This is a genomic window from Persicobacter sp. CCB-QB2, assembly GCF_001274635.1.
Taxonomy (GTDB): domain Bacteria; phylum Bacteroidota; class Bacteroidia; order Cytophagales; family Cyclobacteriaceae; genus Persicobacter; species Persicobacter diffluens.
The window spans coordinates 284,526-300,808 of the sequence record NZ_LBGV01000001.1 but is presented as its reverse complement, the minus strand read 5'-3'; the positions used below and the strand labels follow the sequence as shown (position 1 = coordinate 300,808).

At 40.1% G+C, this 16,283-nt stretch carries 14 protein-coding genes; 7 read left to right on the top strand and 7 right to left on the bottom strand.

Going from position 1 to position 16,283, the window contains the following annotated elements; all coding sequences use genetic code 11:
• Window positions 1-116: 116 nt before the first annotated feature.
• Entirely contained in the window at window positions 117-443 is a 327-nt protein-coding gene (locus tag NG22_RS01425) for an iron-sulfur cluster assembly accessory protein (RefSeq protein WP_053404068.1), read from the top strand.
• A 171-nt stretch (window positions 444-614) separates the two neighbouring features.
• Here NG22_RS01425 and NG22_RS01420 read toward each other — a convergent pair whose 3' ends face one another.
• Entirely contained in the window at window positions 615-1,016 is a 402-nt protein-coding gene (locus NG22_RS01420; protein ID WP_216597580.1) for a Dabb family protein, read from the bottom strand.
• A 129-nt stretch (window positions 1,017-1,145) separates the two neighbouring features.
• Here NG22_RS01420 and NG22_RS01415 point away from each other — a divergent pair, with 129 nt between their 5' ends.
• Window positions 1,146-2,705 (top strand): DUF4301 family protein, encoded by a 1,560-nt coding sequence (locus NG22_RS01415; RefSeq protein ID WP_053404066.1) that lies wholly within the window; start codon window positions 1,146-1,148, stop codon window positions 2,703-2,705.
• Between the two features lie 408 nt (window positions 2,706-3,113).
• Here the strand turns inward: NG22_RS01415 and murF are convergent, their stop codons facing one another.
• On the bottom strand, window positions 3,114-4,397 hold the full coding sequence (murF, locus tag NG22_RS01410) for a UDP-N-acetylmuramoyl-tripeptide--D-alanyl-D-alanine ligase (protein WP_053404065.1): 1,284 nt from the start codon (window positions 4,395-4,397) through the stop codon (window positions 3,114-3,116).
• Between the two features lie 59 nt (window positions 4,398-4,456).
• Here murF and NG22_RS01405 point away from each other — a divergent pair, with 59 nt between their 5' ends.
• The 4 genes from NG22_RS01405 to NG22_RS01390 all read left to right on the top strand — a co-directional run bounded on the left by NG22_RS01405 (window position 4,457) and on the right by NG22_RS01390 (window position 10,787).
• A complete protein-coding gene (locus tag NG22_RS01405) occupies window positions 4,457-6,568 on the top strand; it encodes a T9SS type A sorting domain-containing protein (protein ID WP_053404064.1) in 2,112 nt (703 codons plus the stop codon).
• Entirely contained in the window at window positions 6,568-6,897 is a 330-nt protein-coding gene (locus tag NG22_RS01400; RefSeq protein WP_053404063.1) for a hypothetical protein, read from the top strand. Before NG22_RS01405 ends, NG22_RS01400 begins: the two co-directional genes overlap by 1 nt.
• A 98-nt stretch (window positions 6,898-6,995) precedes the next feature.
• Window positions 6,996-8,936 (top strand): ABC-F family ATP-binding cassette domain-containing protein, encoded by a 1,941-nt coding sequence (locus NG22_RS01395; RefSeq protein WP_053404062.1) that lies wholly within the window; start codon window positions 6,996-6,998, stop codon window positions 8,934-8,936.
• Window positions 8,937-9,506: 570 nt separating this feature from the next.
• Window positions 9,507-10,787, top strand: a complete 1,281-nt coding sequence (locus tag NG22_RS01390; RefSeq protein ID WP_072159157.1) for a type IX secretion system plug protein domain-containing protein — start codon at window positions 9,507-9,509, stop codon at window positions 10,785-10,787.
• 61 nt (window positions 10,788-10,848) lie between these two features.
• Here the strand turns inward: NG22_RS01390 and cas6 are convergent, their stop codons facing one another.
• The 4 genes from cas6 to NG22_RS01370 form a co-directional block, all read right to left on the bottom strand.
• Entirely contained in the window at window positions 10,849-11,640 is a 792-nt protein-coding gene (gene cas6, locus NG22_RS01385) for a CRISPR-associated endoribonuclease Cas6 (protein ID WP_072159017.1), read from the bottom strand.
• A 294-nt stretch (window positions 11,641-11,934) separates the two neighbouring features.
• Window positions 11,935-13,032: a redox-regulated ATPase YchF gene (gene ychF / locus NG22_RS01380; protein WP_053404060.1), complete on the bottom strand. Its 1,098-nt coding sequence runs from the start codon at window positions 13,030-13,032 to the stop codon at window positions 11,935-11,937.
• 23 nt (window positions 13,033-13,055) lie between these two features.
• The gene (locus NG22_RS01375; RefSeq protein ID WP_072159016.1) at window positions 13,056-14,147 is read right to left on the bottom strand and encodes an AI-2E family transporter; all 1,092 of its coding nucleotides are present in this window, start codon (window positions 14,145-14,147) and stop codon (window positions 13,056-13,058) included.
• A 114-nt stretch (window positions 14,148-14,261) separates the two neighbouring features.
• A complete protein-coding gene (locus NG22_RS01370; protein ID WP_053404058.1) occupies window positions 14,262-14,600 on the bottom strand; it encodes a DUF3276 family protein in 339 nt (112 codons plus the stop codon).
• Between the two features lie 200 nt (window positions 14,601-14,800).
• Here NG22_RS01370 and NG22_RS01365 point away from each other — a divergent pair, with 200 nt between their 5' ends.
• A complete protein-coding gene (locus tag NG22_RS01365) occupies window positions 14,801-15,706 on the top strand; it encodes a DUF58 domain-containing protein (protein ID WP_053404057.1) in 906 nt (301 codons plus the stop codon).
• Between the two features lie 33 nt (window positions 15,707-15,739).
• On the opposite strand, the gene NG22_RS01360 is transcribed toward NG22_RS01365, so the two are convergent.
• Window positions 15,740-16,087, bottom strand: a complete 348-nt coding sequence (locus NG22_RS01360) for a 4Fe-4S dicluster domain-containing protein (RefSeq protein ID WP_053404056.1) — start codon at window positions 16,085-16,087, stop codon at window positions 15,740-15,742.
• Between the last annotated feature and the right edge of the window lie 196 nt (window positions 16,088-16,283).

The following is a 16,283-nucleotide window of genomic DNA, read 5'->3' as shown; positions in this document are numbered from 1 at the left end:
TTTTTCATTCTTGGCTGCCAATTGATTATATTTGCAAAAATGCCTAAACTTTTGGATAGCGCCAAACGTTTGAGCGTTTAGCCTAAAACAGTAATAACCCACTGAAAGAGAAAAAAATGATTAATATAACAGAAAAAGCCATTTCACAACTACAGGTGTTAAGGCAGGAAGAAGGAAAAGATGAAAATCACCACCTGCGCGTTTCGGTAAAAGGAGGCGGATGTTCCGGATTGATGTATGATTTGGGATTCGATGATAATGTGGTAGAATCTGATCAGGTATTCGAGGACAAAGGGGTTAAAATCCTTGTCGATAAGAAAAGTCTCCTATATTTATTGGGAACAACGCTGGATTTTTCCGATGGCCTGAACGGCAAAGGGTTTCAGTTCATTAATCCGAATGCGACAAGAACTTGTGGCTGTGGAGAAAGTTTCTCTGTTTAAGAGAAAAAGTAGAAAAATATTACGCCCAAAAAAAAGCTCGATTAATTTCGAGCTTTTTCCATTTATCAGGCTTTTATTTTTCAAAAAACGCCATAATCCAAATTTTCAAAACGAAATAACGGATAAATAAAAATTTAATCACCCGAAAGATTTTTACTGATCTTTTTTCAATTAAGAAATATAATCCACCACTTTTCTATCTGTAATTACCTTTTTTATAAATTCCAAGACTTCTAAATGGGCCGGATGAGCAGCATATTCTTTTAATCCCGCTTCATCATCATGCAAAGTGGTCAGTACCAAATCATAAGCAGCTGGAGTTGAATTGAAATTTAAGCCGACCTCTATCTTTTTCAGTGCTTCAATTTCAGAAGGCAAAGCCTCTAATAAGTCCTTGATTTTCTGCGCATTTTCCTGCCTATTATTCCCCTCTGCCTCCTCATGAAGCTTAAACATTACAATATGAGTAATCATAGATTTATTTGTTAATTTGCGTAAAACTATTGTTAAATTTATTGTAAATTTAGGTTCAAAAAAAAGACATAAATCACCCTTAGCTTGCCTAAAATGCAATCGAAAACGTTTTCGAATATGATTGAAATCCTTAACTTTAGGCCTGCTGGTTGATCAGTTGTTACTAATCAAATTTATCGCAGATAAATCATTTTTTCCCCCTAATCCACCAAACCAACTATTTAGTCTATGCCAACAATTGAAAAGACAAGCTTCAGTGATGAAGTTCTAGCTCAATTTGAAGAAAGAGGAATTTCTACGGAGGCGGTATTAAAGCAAATCCAAAATTTTCATGAAGGCTTTCCTTTCATGGAAATTCTGAAAGCAGCTACCATCGATGATGGAATTTTAAAGCTTGATGAACAGGAGGTTCAGGAATTTGTCAATATCTTCGATGAAAAAATCAAGTCCACGGATGTTTACAAATTTATTCCGGCATCCGGAGCTGCCACCAGAATGTTTAAAAACCTTTTTGGTTACAAAGACAAATACCGCGATTATTCCCCTTCTGCGGCTGATTTAATAGAAGACAGTAATGTAGCTCCAGCTTATAATTTCTTTGACAATATCCAAAAATTCGCCTTCTATCAGGAGCTTAAGGAACAATTAAGCGTTGAGGGAATAGATTTGGATATTGCTGCAGAAAGGCATCATGTAGCGGTGATGGATAAAGTCCTGGGCAAAGGAGGTATGAATTATGGCGTTCTGCCAAAAGGCTTATTAAAATTTCATTCGTATGCCGACCATGTGGCTACCCCGGTGGAAGAGCACCTGAAAGAAGGGGCGGCTTACGCGAAGCAGGAAAATGGCTTGGTGCAGCTGCACTTTACGGTATCTCCCCAACACCTTGAGGCCTTCAAAGCTCATGTGGCGGAGGTTAAGGGCAAATACCAGAAGACCTTTGGCGTGAAATATGACATCAGTTATTCTATTCAAAAGCCGTCTACCGACACCTTAGCGGTGGATATTAATAATGAACCTTTCCAGGAAGAGGGAAAAATTCTTTTCCGCCCGGGAGGACATGGAGCGCTGATTGAGAACCTGAATGAAATTGACGCAGAAGTCATCTTCATCAAAAATATCGACAATGTTGTGAATGACCGTGTTGTGGCGGACACCATCACCTATAAAAAAGTTTTGGCAGGGGTAGCGATGAAGGCGCAGGAAAAGATTTTCCAATATTTAGAAATGCTGGAAAATCCGGAAAACCTTACGGCTAATGATATTGCCGAAATCACCCGATTCGTGGAAGACGAGCTTTGCACCATTTCTCATTTGAAAAATCCGGCTCGTGCTACCCGCGTAGAATGGTTGAAGACAAAATTGAATCGTCCTATTCGGGCTTGTGGAATGGTAAAAAATGAAGGGGAGCCGGGTGGCGGTCCTTTCTGGGCCATCAACAATGATGAAACCATTTCTCTACAAATTGTAGAGTCCTCTCAGATCAATTTACAAAGTCTGGAAAAATTAGAAATTGTAAATAATGCGACTCATTTCAACCCGGTGGATTTAGTCTGCCTGGTAAAAGATTATAAAGGGAATAAATTCGATTTAAAAGATTTTGTAGACCCAAAGACGGGCTTCATTACCCTGAAATCTCGTAATGGAAAAGACATCAAAGCTCAGGAACTTCCCGGCCTATGGAACGGTGCTATGTCTGATTGGAACACTATTTTTGTAGAAGTACCCATTAGTACTTTTAACCCGGTAAAAACGGTGAATGATTTATTGAGATCCAATCACCAGTAAGAAAAGAGAAAAGGGCTATCGGAATTCCGGTAGCCCTTTTTAGTACTGAACACTTTCAAAATCACGACATTGAAAATTAAAGTGATGCCGTATTATATTTTACAAATAGGATTGATTGGTTTTTAAAATATCCAATACCACTTTTTCTAAGCCGAATTATTCATGCCATAATCCATGTATAACTGCAAGGCGGAAAAAATGAAGGAATTGCTCCCCATTTCGAACTTCCCCAACAAAGTAGATAATTGAGGAAAAAGTAAACGCTCCCCAATCTGAGTGATTGATTAATCAGCAAAACCACTCGAATCAACCTCACATGCAACACCTAAGGACAAGCCCTCAAATCTATCGGTAAATAATTCGGCTGAATTCAAAAATGCTTCGAATATGCTGGATTCAAAAACGCCATTAATGAAACTGTTCCAATAAACTCTCCAGGCCCATAGACCGGGATGCCTTTATCAATAACAATCCTTCAGTAATGGGATGTGCCTCTAAGTAGTGTACCAAATCCGACTTCTTAAAGAAATGATGTCCGCCGGGAAATTCCCTTTTGGCAGCCGTCATAAACTCCCCTACAAAAAAGGATTCAAAACCATAATCTTCACATTGCTGACCAACCTCCCCATGTGCCTGATCTTTCTCTTCCCCGAGCTCATACATATCTCCAAGGATCACATATTTTGGTTCCCCGGACATCTGACTCAAGTTCTTTAAGGCCACTTCCATAGAACTTGGATTGGCATTATAGGCATCCAAAATAATGGTTAAATCCCCCTTCTGAATAATCTGGGAGCGATTATTCTCTGGTATGTAATTACGAATACCCTCATTTGCCTGCGCGGGAAGGACATTAAACCATTTCCCCACAGCCAAAGCTGCCGCAATATTCTCAAAATTGTAATCCCCAATCAGATGAGTCATCACTTCTTCCCCATTCTCAGAACGGTATTCCACAAAAGGATTAGCCTCAATAAAATCCACCTGTACGCTGTCCCCTTTATTGGGATACATTATGGGCTCTGCAAATCGGCGGGCCATATTTTCAAATAGCGGATTATTGGAGTTGATAAAAGCCTTTCCGTCATTAGCCAAAAGGAACTGGTACAGCTCACTCTTCGCCCGTAAAATATTCTCAAAACCTCCAAACTCCCCAATATGCGCTCTACCGATATTGGTAATCAATCCAAAATTGGGCTCCGCGATTTCACATAGCTCCCGAATGTCACCAAGCTTATTGGCCCCCATCTCTACTATGGCCAACTCAATAGATTCATCCCAGGCTAAAATCGTCAAAGGAACCCCAATATGGTTATTGAAATTCCCCACCGTAGCATAGGTTTTATATTTTTGAGAAAGCACCGCATTCACTAATTCCTTAGTGGTGGTTTTTCCATTGGAACCTGTTATCCCCAATACCGGAATCCCCAGTTGGCGACGATGATAGGTTGCTAATTGTTGCAAACACTTTAAGCCGTCCTCCACCAGAATAAATCGCTCATCTATGGCAAATTCCGGTTCATCCACTACAGCATATCTGGCACCACTTTCCAAAGCCTGCAAGGCAAAACGATTGGCATTGAAATTTGGACCTTTAAGGGCAAAAAAGATATTATCCTTCAGAATTTTCCGGGTATCGGTATTCACCCCAGAACATTCTTTATATTTTCTATAAATTTCCTCTAAATTCATTTGATGCTGCTATTCTTTTTTTAGAATTACGTTAAGTTATAAAAAAAGCCTGTTTTTTAATGCCCAACTTTCTCCAATACCTTCCCTTTCTGCTGTTTTTTTCCACTTCGGTTTCCATTGGGCAGCCCAGCTATCAATTTGACTTTTCATTTCCCCTAAAAAGCAGTGTTCAAAAATCATTAGCCTGGGCAGGAGGACTCAATAGCCCACAAATTAATAATTTTGACTTAGACGGAGATGGTATTGATGATCTGATCCTATACGATCGGGACAATAATCAATTAAAGACCTTTATCTGGAGAGAGGATCATTATGAATTTTCGCCCGAAAGCGCCCTTCCCTTTCCCACCGACATTTCCGGCTGGCTACTCATTCGGGACTTTAACCAAGACGGAAGGCCGGACATTTTCACCAAGCAATTATTTGGAATTTCAGTTTATGAAAACACCAGCAGCGGTGGAAACCTTTCATTTGAATTAGTAGCGGATCCATTGATCTCGCTCAGCAGTGGTATTTTTCAGAATTTACAGTGCTCCTCTACCGACATTCCTGTGATTCAAGATATTGATGCCGATGGAGATTTAGATATATTGGTTTACAATTTTGCGGTAGGTGGATTTGTCCGTCAACATGAAAATTTTTCCATGGACAGAACAGGAGTCGCCGGGCTTGACTTCGAACTGGTCAGCAAAAACTGGGGGACTTTTGAAGAATGTGATTGTCAACATTACGCATTCAATGGGGAAGGATGCGGACAGGCACCCCTAAAAATAGAGCATGTGGGCGGAAAAAGTCTTACCCTTATGGATCTCAATAATGACGGCCTATTGGATTTACTTGCAGGGCATGAACAGTGTCCTGAGCTATACTTTTTACCTAACACCGGAACACCGGAACAAGCCCTTTTCGAGTCCTTCGAAGCCCCTTTCAAAGGAATAAATTTCCCTTTCTACCCCACCGCTTATCAGGTGAAAATTTATGGCAATGAAAAACCCTCCATCATCGCCAGTAGTAATATTTTGGATGATGAAACGCTGGATATTGACTTTCAGAACACTGTCTGGCTATTAGAAACCTCCAATGGTGATTTGGAACTTACCTCCACCAATTTTCTTCAGGGGGAAATGTTGGATTTTGGAAGCCATGCCTCCGCCGTTGCGATGGATTGGGATCAGGATGGCCTAAAAGACCTTATAGTTGCTGCCCAGCATCCATCGCAGAACACTAAAAGTGCCGCTCAACTATTCTGGCTAAAAAATACGGGCTCCAATGCTGCCCCTCAATTTGAAACGCAAAGTAATCCGCCTATTGATCTTAGCATGCTTAACCGCACTTTCCCTCAATTGCAAGTCTTCGATTATGATGGAAATGGACAGGAGGACTTACTGATAAATGTGCATTCTGAGGACCAAAGGCGAAAAGAATTATACTGGGTAAAATCCGGTGGAAGTCTGTCCGATTTAAATCCCATCTCCATTGAATTCCCGACCAATCAGCACATCAGAGCTTCGGATAATTTCTATTTCTATAGAAAAAAAGGAATGGTGAATTTGGTAATCGCCAGAACAGAGGGCCGCTTAGAACTTTGGGAAGTCAATCAGAATCAGGCGATATTAATCAATAAAAGCTTTTTGGGAATTGAAGACGATTTTACAAAAGCCAAACCTGATATCTGCATTTTCAATTTTGAGGATGACTTCACTTTAATCAAAACGGATCTTAGTGGCAATATTTCCTGGATTCAGGATATTCATCAGGAACCCCAATTTTACCCCCATTTGTGGAGCACTAATGAAACCAGCACTGCTTTCCGTCTGGGAGAGGGCAATCATCTGAATCCGGTATTTTGGGAAAGCCATGCAATGCCCTACTTACTCCTTGGGCAAAAATCCGGTGGCTTGCTTTGGCTAAAACCCGGAACCGAAAATCAACAAGCTTGGGAAGTAAACTGCTACCCTAACCCTGTGAATAAAGGAAGTAAAATTACAATATACAGTAATCAAAATGCGGAAGTACACCTTTACAATATGGCCGGGCAGGCGCTCGTACCCGCATTTAAGATCTTTGCTTTTCAGGAAGAAAACTATCCCATCAAGCTGCAGGAAGGATTATATTTGCTTTCTTTTAAATCCGAGAGGGGGATTATCACCAAAAAAATTGTTGTAGATTAATGTCTGATTTTTTTCACATTCATTTTCACTGTTGGGAAAAAGCACCACAGGGATTTCAACCCATTCCTGATCTTCAAACTTTCGACGCCAATATCGCCGCTGAAAGCAATTTACTTTCCTGGGACAACTTTTCATCACTTCCCTTAAGCTCCCTTCTTTCGGATAATACGCCCCATTGTGTTTACTTTTCCGGCACAGGGAAATCGGGCAAAAGCCTGATGGATTTCATCAATTACCTTCGCCAGCATCCGCCAGAGGAAATCCGCCTGCTGGAAGCCAATCAATTTTTGGAAAATATCATAAAAAAGATCCCCAAGCGAGAGGATTAACCCTTTTTCCCGGCTAATACTGTGAGGAACCATCATTTCCTTATAAATTTGTATTTACTCCGGTTCTGGAGCTTGCTTACTCATTGAAGAAAATACAAATGCTAGCGATAAATAACCTTACCTATTACATCGGCGGACGCCCCATTTATTTTGAAGCCTCTTTACATGTGAAGCCCAAAAATAAGATCGCGCTTATCGGTGCCAACGGAGCTGGTAAATCCACCCTGCTCCGCATCATCGCAGGAGAATACACTCCGGATGAGGGAGATGTCACCAAAAGTAAGGAAACCTCTATTGGTTATTTGAATCAGGATTTATTATCCTTTCAATCTGACGACAGCATTCTTCATATCGCCATGAGCGCTTTCTCCGAGGCTTTAAAAATTCAATCCGATATTGAAGCCTTGATCCAAAAAATGGAGACTGCCTATGAAGAGCGTATGGTGGAAGAGCTGGCCACTTTACAGGAAAGGTTTGAAACACTTGGTGGTTATAGCCTGAAATCAAAGGCGGAGGAGATTCTGGAAGGAATCGGTTTCAGAACGGAAGAATTGGAAAAACCCTTGAGCCAATTCTCCGGTGGATGGAGAATGCGCGTAATGCTGGCCAAATTACTCCTGGAAAAGCCCGCATTGCTAATGCTCGATGAGCCCACCAACCACCTGGATTTACCTTCTATTCAATGGGTGGAGAATTATCTGAAAAATTATGAAGGCGCAGTCATTGTAGTATCTCACGACCAACAGTTCCTGAATAACTGCACCAATATTACAGTGGAAGTCTCCGGCGGAAAACTCAATTTATATTCCGGGAATTATGACTTTTACAAAGAAGAGAAAGTAGCCAGACAGGAAGTTCAGCGAAATGCTTTCGAAAATCAGCAACAAAAAATAAAGGAAACCGAACGTTTCATTGAACGCTTCCGCTCCAAAGCCACCAAGGCCCGACAGGTACAATCCAGGGTAAAAGAATTGGAAAGGATGGACATAGTAGAGGAAGTACAAGAGTCCAAAGCCAAAGTGAATATTCGCTTCACCTTTTCTCAGGCATCGGGAAGGTTTGTGGCCACATTTGACAAAGTGGACAAACGTTACGATCAGCTGGAAATCCTAAAAAATGCCACCGGCGTAGTGGAAAAAGGTGATAAAATTGCACTTGTAGGTGCCAATGGCAAAGGTAAGTCTACCCTGCTGAGAATTATTATGGGGACAGAGCCTATCCAAAGCGGGGAAGCAAAACTTGGCCATAATGCCATTCCCTCTTTCTTTGCTCAGCATCAATTGGAATCTTTAAGTCTGGAGAATGACCTGGTGGAGGAGCTAAAACAAACCGGCACCACCAGAACAGAAACGGAATTAAGATCCATACTGGGTGCTTTTTTGTTCAATGGGGACGATGTTTTCAAAAAGATCAAAGTGCTTTCCGGTGGCGAAAAATCGAGAGTAGCCCTGGCAAAAGTCCTTATTTCTGAAGCCAACTTCCTGTTACTCGATGAGCCCACCAACCACCTGGACATTCAATCGGTGAACGTATTGGCACAGGCACTTCAAAACTATGAAGGATCCCTGCTACTTGTTTCTCACGACCGGAACTTCATCGAACAAGTTGCAAATAAAATCTGGTATATAGAGGAAGGTCAAATAAAGGAATATCCTGGCAACCTTCAGGAATATAATGCCTGGATGGAAAACCGAAGATTAGCTGAACAGTCCAGTGATAGCGAATCAAGCGCTGAGGATGAAAATGAGAAGCCTTCCAAAAAGCAGGAATACTCTCAATCTGAAAGAAAAAATATTCAGCGAGAATTAAGAAAGGCCCAAAAGCAATTAGATCAGGTGGAAGGGAAGTTAATGGAAATGGAGGTAGACCGCGAAGAGCTGGAAGCTCAATTAGGAAAACCTGAAATTTATGCTGATAACGATAAGGTGAGGGAAATTTCCCAAAAACTCGATGAAATTAAAGCGAAAGAAAAACAGCTAAATGAGGATTGGGAACTCCATGCCACCGCTGTGGGAGATTTAGAGGAAAAACTACTATAAATAAAAAGCCCTGAGGTGGTATCCACCCACTTCAGGGCTTTTTTTATGCCTAGCTGCTTCGGTGACCATGGGCAAAGGCCGATTTACTTACCGCCATTTTCAGGAAGCCACACTAAACGACTTATTATTAGCGCATAGCGGTTATTTTTATTGATTTTATGATAGTCCAAATTAGGGCGAGCGTTCTTTTAACCCGAATTATTCACCGCAAATTTATTTATTTAGTGCAGGTGGTTTATTTTCAGGTTATTATAATTTATTTTCTTTGGTTTATAATAGCCCCAGTTTGGGCAAGCTTGCTTTCTCCTCCTTCATCAGTTTCGTTGGAAAAAACTCAAAACAGGAAACTATTCCTTCATTTTTCCACCTTACAGCTAAGCGAGGATTTAATCATAAATAATCCGGGTTAATTCATCTGCTTCCCTGGAAAAAAAGCGTACAGGGAAAAATTCCAGCATTATTACTGCCTTACAGATGAAGGACGATTTAAGCGTCAATAATTCTGCCTTAAAAATTAAATTATCATTTCCCGTCTATGATGATTATATTCAAAAAATTCTACTGTTGTATATGAATAAAAAATACTACCTGCAGGCTTTGCTGCTCATGCTGTTTTGTGCCCCTCTTCAATCATGGGCCAAAAAGACCAAAATGCTTTATCGAGATCATGTTTACGAAGATCGGATAAAAGGAGTAAAGATATTTCCTAAAACGAATGACCCCATCGGAATGATGATCGCTCCGGTAATCCCTATTGGGAGTGGCATTCAGCTGGTTTTGGAGTTTGATGATATCAATGAAGATTATGAAGAGTACCGGGCAAAAATCATTCATTGCAATTATGACTGGAAACCCTCCAATTTGGTCAATATGGACTATTTGGATCAGTATAATGAATTTAATGTGACGGAATATGAGTTCTCTGAAAATACCCGGGTAGAATACGTAAAATATCAATTTCCTATTCCAAGACTTAAGGAAACCGGTAATTATTTGGTAGCTGTTTACCGCGATGCTGATCCGGAGGATTTAATTATCACTTCGCGTTTTGTCGTCTACAGAAATGTGGCCGCAATTAATTCAGAGGTCAGACGATCTGATTTAGTAATGAACAGAGACATCAACCAGCAGATTAATTTCGGCATTAATTATGGTTCCTACACCGTTTCAAATGCCTTCACCGATATTAAGGTGGTCCTACGCCAAAACCAAAGATGGGACAACGCCATTTTTAACCTGGAGCCTACCAATGTACGCAATGACCTTGGGCAGATCGAATATAATTTCTTTAATGGTGAAAATAATTTTATAGCCGGTAATGAATTTCGCTATACCGATTTAAGGTCAGTCTCCTATACCGGAAGGAATGTGGCCAGAATACGCCGCGAAACGGATATGAACTATGCCATGCTAAATGTTGACCAAAACAGAATGGGGCAACCTTATGTCAGTTTTGAGGATCAAAATGGGCAATTCTTTCTTGAAAACGTGGGATTGGAACAAGGTTTAAGCGGTGCCGATTACGTTCAGGCCACCTTCAGACTAGAAGCAGAAAATATTGCCAGCGGAGACATTTACCTCATTGGAGCTTTTAGCAATTGGGAATTGCAGCCCAAACTAAAAATGAAAAAAAACCCAAACTCCGGATTATATGAATGTACTACCCTTTTAAAGCAGGGATTCTACAATTATCAATATGTAATTTTGGGAGGAGGACTTCAGTGGTGGGAGCTAGAGGGTAGCTTCTGGGATACTGAAAACGATTATGATATCATCGTTTATTATAGAGGCCCTACAGATCGTGCCGATCAGGTGATTGGATATAAGACCTTCAATTCATTACAACAATAAATAACATTCGTTTTCCGCTGGTGTCCTGTGAGGTTCCAGCGGAAGACGCGTTATTCATTTTTTACCACTCGTAGCGAGTCGTTCTGTTAGTCAGATCAGTGTTGGCTACATCCAACATTCCAAGACCTTTATGGGTAAAAGCACCCAAGCCGCTATGGAATACAAATTCCTGAACTTCTTTCGCTGCATAAAGAGTAAAGGGGAAGGTATAACCTCGCACTTCATACTTCACATCCTGATCGTAAACAGGGTAGATTCTCGCGAATTTCTTCTGACTCTCTTTAATTTTTCGCAGATATTCGGCATCAGGAACAACCTGGAATTTAGTAAACTCAGCAAGTTGCTCGGTGGAGTAATGACCATAATCGGCTAAACGCCCCATGGTAGACTCATAGAGCATGTCGGAGAAGTCTTCCGTTTCCGGAGAAATAAATCTTTTTCCCTGAGAATCATTAAACCCAGGTACAATCAACACCAAAGGAGAGATACAAATAAACTTTGTTTCTTCCGTAAGCGCTGGGGTTTCTTCTTTTTCTACTCCCTCAGGGATTAAAATTAGATTACCCACTTCAACCGTAGGAAATTTAAACAACTCCGTCAGGAAGTAATTAATAAATTCCTGATCTGTAGAAGAAAACACCAATGTTACACGACTAGAAAAGAAGTGTAGCCCATTTCGGCTAATTTTGGTTTGACCCTTTAGTCCGGAAAAATTATAGTGATTGAAGCCACGGTATTTTTCATTCCCGCCTCTAACTACAATTCCCTTAACCAATTGCGCTAATAAAAACTGATGATGAAAAGGAACATTTGCTCCTTTATTTTTCAAAATAAATACAATACGAATTCTCAAGCCTTCTGAATTTTTCAGTTGAAAAAAATTGTAAAAAACTTTACAAGCATGGAACGATGCTAACATCGCTGGACACTGCTGTAACTACGGGCTTTTACTAAGGTTTAAACTAACCGTGAAATATTCGACTAATTTAAAATAATTCCTTTAAAAAATAACATCAATTAGATTTTTATTAGGAAATAATAACCCAGCAAACACACCCTGAAACTACAAATGAGAGGAAAGAATAATGCCTATCCTTTCCTCAAATTTCAACTTCAGGAGCTCAATACAAGCTCCTTTTAAGTTCTATTAAACGTTAAAACGGAAATGCATAATATCTCCGTCCTTTACGATATACTCTTTACCCTCTATTGAAATTTTACCATTTTCACGGCAACCCGCTTCGGTTTTAAATTCCTGATAATCGCCCAATTTAATGACTTCAGCCTTGATAAAGCCACGCTCAAAATCAGTATGGATGACCCCAGCTGCCTGTGGCGCTTTCCATCCTCTTTCAATCGTCCAGGCACGTACTTCCTGAACACCAGCGGTGAAGTAAGTAATCAGGTTCAGGATCTCATAAGCAGCGCGAATCAATCTGCTCAAGCCAGACTCCTGTAAGCCATACTCCTCCAGGAACATATCACGCTCCTCTTTATCTTCAATCTCTGCTATCTGAGATTCAATAGCCGCTGATACAGTAATGACCAAAGCGTTTTCGTCTTTCACGCCTTCACGCAAAGCATCAACGAATTCGTTTCCAGTGTGAATACTTTCTTCATCCACATTGGCCACATAAATCACCGGCTTAATGGTCAACAAATTCAAATGACCAATAATTTCAAGATCTTCCTCTGAAGCTTCAACTGAACGGGCATTATTGCCGTTCTCCAATGCTTCGGTATACATTTTTAAAACCGCTACCTCACGCTTTGCATCTGCATCACCTGATTTAGCAATTTTCTCTACCCGCTGAAGACGTTTTTCAATAGACTCCAGGTCTTTCAACTGAAGCTCAGCATCAATCACCCCTTTATCCGCCATTGGATCAACGCGACCATCCACGTGTACAATGTTTTCATCATCAAAACATCTTACCACGTGCGCAATAGCATCTACTTCACGGATATTGGCTAAAAACTTATTCCCTAAACCTTCCCCACGGCTGGCTCCTTTCACCAAGCCTGCAATATCCACGAATTCCATAGAAGTAGGAATTACTCTTTGAGGATTAACCAGGGCCTCCAATTCACCAAGGCGAGGATCCGGGACAGAAATCACCCCTACATTTGGTTCAATAGTACAAAAAGGAAAGTTGGCCGCCTCAGCCTTATTATTAGCCAAAGCATTAAAAAGCGTCGATTTCCCCACATTGGGTAAACCTACAATACCACATTGAAGTGCCATATGCGATTTATAATATAATTATTCTAATTCCGATTAAAAATATAGTACTGTTTGTAGCTTTCACGAAGCTCTACAAAAGTAACGCGCAAAATTGTATAGGCAGGTATAGCGAAAACCATGCCCACAATGCCTAATAAGTTTGCGCCTGCAAAGATAATAATAAATATTTCAAGAGGATGCGCTTTTATACTTTTTGAAAAAATAACCGGCTGCAGGACTAAATTGTCTATTAATTGTACCAAGCCAAAGACCGATGCGATCTTAATAATCATGATCAAATAATCGTGATAAGTAAAAAGATCTACACTGGTAGAAATCCCGACAATAATCCCAAAAATCGCCCCTAAAAGCGGCCCAAGGTAGGGAACAAGGTTGGCAATTGCGGCAAAAAGCGCAATTGTAGCCGCGTACCTAATATTAACAATCGTAAGGCCAACTGCGGCCAAGCCAAATATGGAGAACATTTGCAATTGCAAGCCTAATAAATAATTGGTCAACAGCTTTTCTGCTTTTTGGAAAGTAGAGACAAAAAGCTCAAAATATTTATTGGGAACGAAGGAAATCGCTTTTCTACGGAGGTAACCGTTTTCCAGTAAAAAGAAAAAGCTGATAAAAAATACGGCCAGTACGCCAACCAATAAGTTTCCGGTCAAAGAAATGACATTATTCACCAAGGTGGAAAACTCGATGCTGCTGAAAAGTTCCTCTATACTATTACCAATAGCACTTTCCAAAAAGCCAACAGGCTTACGGCTAAGTCCATTCTCAATTAAAAAGTCTTCCACATAAGCAATAGGCTCCAAGACTTTATCAATGAGATCATCCACATTCAGTTTGCTTAAAACATCAATCTGCTCAGAGATGAGGGGCAAAAACAGCAATATAAAGAGCGTAATTACCGCACTAAAAATGAGATAAGACAATAAAACAGAGGTGACCCGCGACAGTCTCCAGCCGGAAGCTCTGCGTTGGGAAAAATAATTCGTTAGCGGACTAAGGAAAGTGGAGACAATCAGTGCAATGGTCACATAAACGAAAATATCCGAAAAGAGCCAGGCAAGCCCAATGAATATGAGAAAACCAAGAATTACATAAAGGGTCAGATTGTGCCGCATTTCGTTCAGTGCTATTATTCGCTAACTTTTAAATCAAAAAACCCGACAATTGATAAAAATTGACGGGTTTATTTTTTTTAGATCTATACAGACCTACTTTCTTATTCTTCGGAATTAGACATTCCACTTAACTTCTTCATCATACGAATTGTCCGAAACCTCATCATTTTCATCAAATTGAGAAAAATCAAAATCAGGCATCAACTCTTCCTTCACAAAACCTACTGTGTCTTGCAGGGCATTAATGAATTTGTTAAAATCTTCTTTGTACAGGAAAATTTTATGTTTTTCATAAAACTGATCACCATCGTCTTTAAAACGACGCTTGCTCTCTGTAACTGTTAAGTAATAATCATTAGAGCGCGTTGCTTTAACGTCGAAAAAATAGGTTCTTTTTCCAGCACGTACCCTACGCGAGTATATCTCACCCTTATGATCCTTGTGCTCTTCCACAATCCAATTATTTAAGTGTCCAACAATTCGTTAAAAAAAATGTAAAAATCACACATATGATAGGACTAATATAAAGCTCCTCCTTGTTAAGTTGCAAGTCTAAGCCCATAAAATTTAATATTTTGTATAATAATTTCAAAAATAAAGTGACGCACCGAAGCAGATTTCCGTTATAATTGTAAGTATTTTTTTTTATTTATATGAAAATCGATCTCTCCTCCATCAATCAATTTGGGTCACTGGAATTATTAGCCAAGCAATTGGTAGAAGGCTTTATAACAGGTTTACATAAATCTCCCTATCATGGTTTCTCTGTAGAATTTGCGGAACACAGGCTTTACAATGCCGGAGAATCCACCCGGAATATTGACTGGAAAGTATATGCAAAAACGGATCGGTTGTATTCCAAACGATTCGAAGAAGAAACCAACTTGCGATGCATGCTTGTAGTAGATAACTCTCCTTCCATGCATTATCCACGTCCACAAAGAGATAAAATCAAATTCTCTCTGCTTCTGGCCGCTAGCCTGGCTCACCTGCTTCAAAAGCAAAGAGATGCGGTGGGCTTAACCACTTTCTCTGAAGATCTGGAGATTCAGACGCCTGTAAAATCTTCCGGCACCCACTTGCATAAGCTGCTTTTACAAATTGAGCAAATTATGGAGGAGCCGTCTGAAAATAAAAGCACGGATGTTCCGCATGTGTTACATCAAATTGCGACTAAGCTTCACAAACGTTCCCTGGTCATTATCTTCAGCGATATGTTTGACCGCAGGGAAAATCAGAATCAGCTATTTCAGGCACTTCAACACCTGAAACATCAGCGGCACGAAGTTTTACTTTTCCATATTACGGATCATAAAACAGAAATGGATTTTGAATTTGAGGATCGCCCTTATGAATTTATTGATGTGGAGAGTGATCAGGTGATCAAGGCACACCCAAGCCAAATTCGTGAATATTATCAGAAAGCCACCAAATCCTATTTTGAAAAACTAAAAATGAGGTGTGGCCTGGCAAAAATTGATTTTGTGGAAGTTGATATTAATGGAGATTATGAACAGGTATTGCTCTCCTATTTATTAAAAAGACAAAAAATGGTATAAAACAAAAAAAGCGGGGATCTACCCGCTTTTTTTTTATTCGGCATGAAGCCAAGCTTTTTTAGCTAACAATTCCTCTTCGGTTTCAGGCTGATCAGGATCATCTACACAACAATCCACCGGACAAACCGCAGCACATTGTGGCTCTTCATGAAATCCAATACACTCGGTACATTTGGTGCTCACAATATAGTAGAATTCATCCGACAACGGCTCCTGTTCTGCTGAAGCTTCCATCGAGGAACCATCTTCCAGCTCGATTTGACGAAGATTCGTCCCATCGCTGTAGTTCCATTCAATACCTCCCTCATAAATGGCGGTATTTGGGCATTCAGGTTCGCATGCACCACAATTGATGCATTCGTCCGTAATCATAATTGCCATAATATCACGTCTTTATTTAATTACACTATTCGTAATGGAAAGCCAAAATTAGTATTTTTTTTACAATCAGCATCGGCTTTACTGATTTTAATCATTTTAAATAAGCAGATTTTGTTAAATTCTAATATTACGACCCAGAGACAATAAATTTGCGACAGTCAATCTGCTAACAGAAATGTGTATTATATTTGTTCGA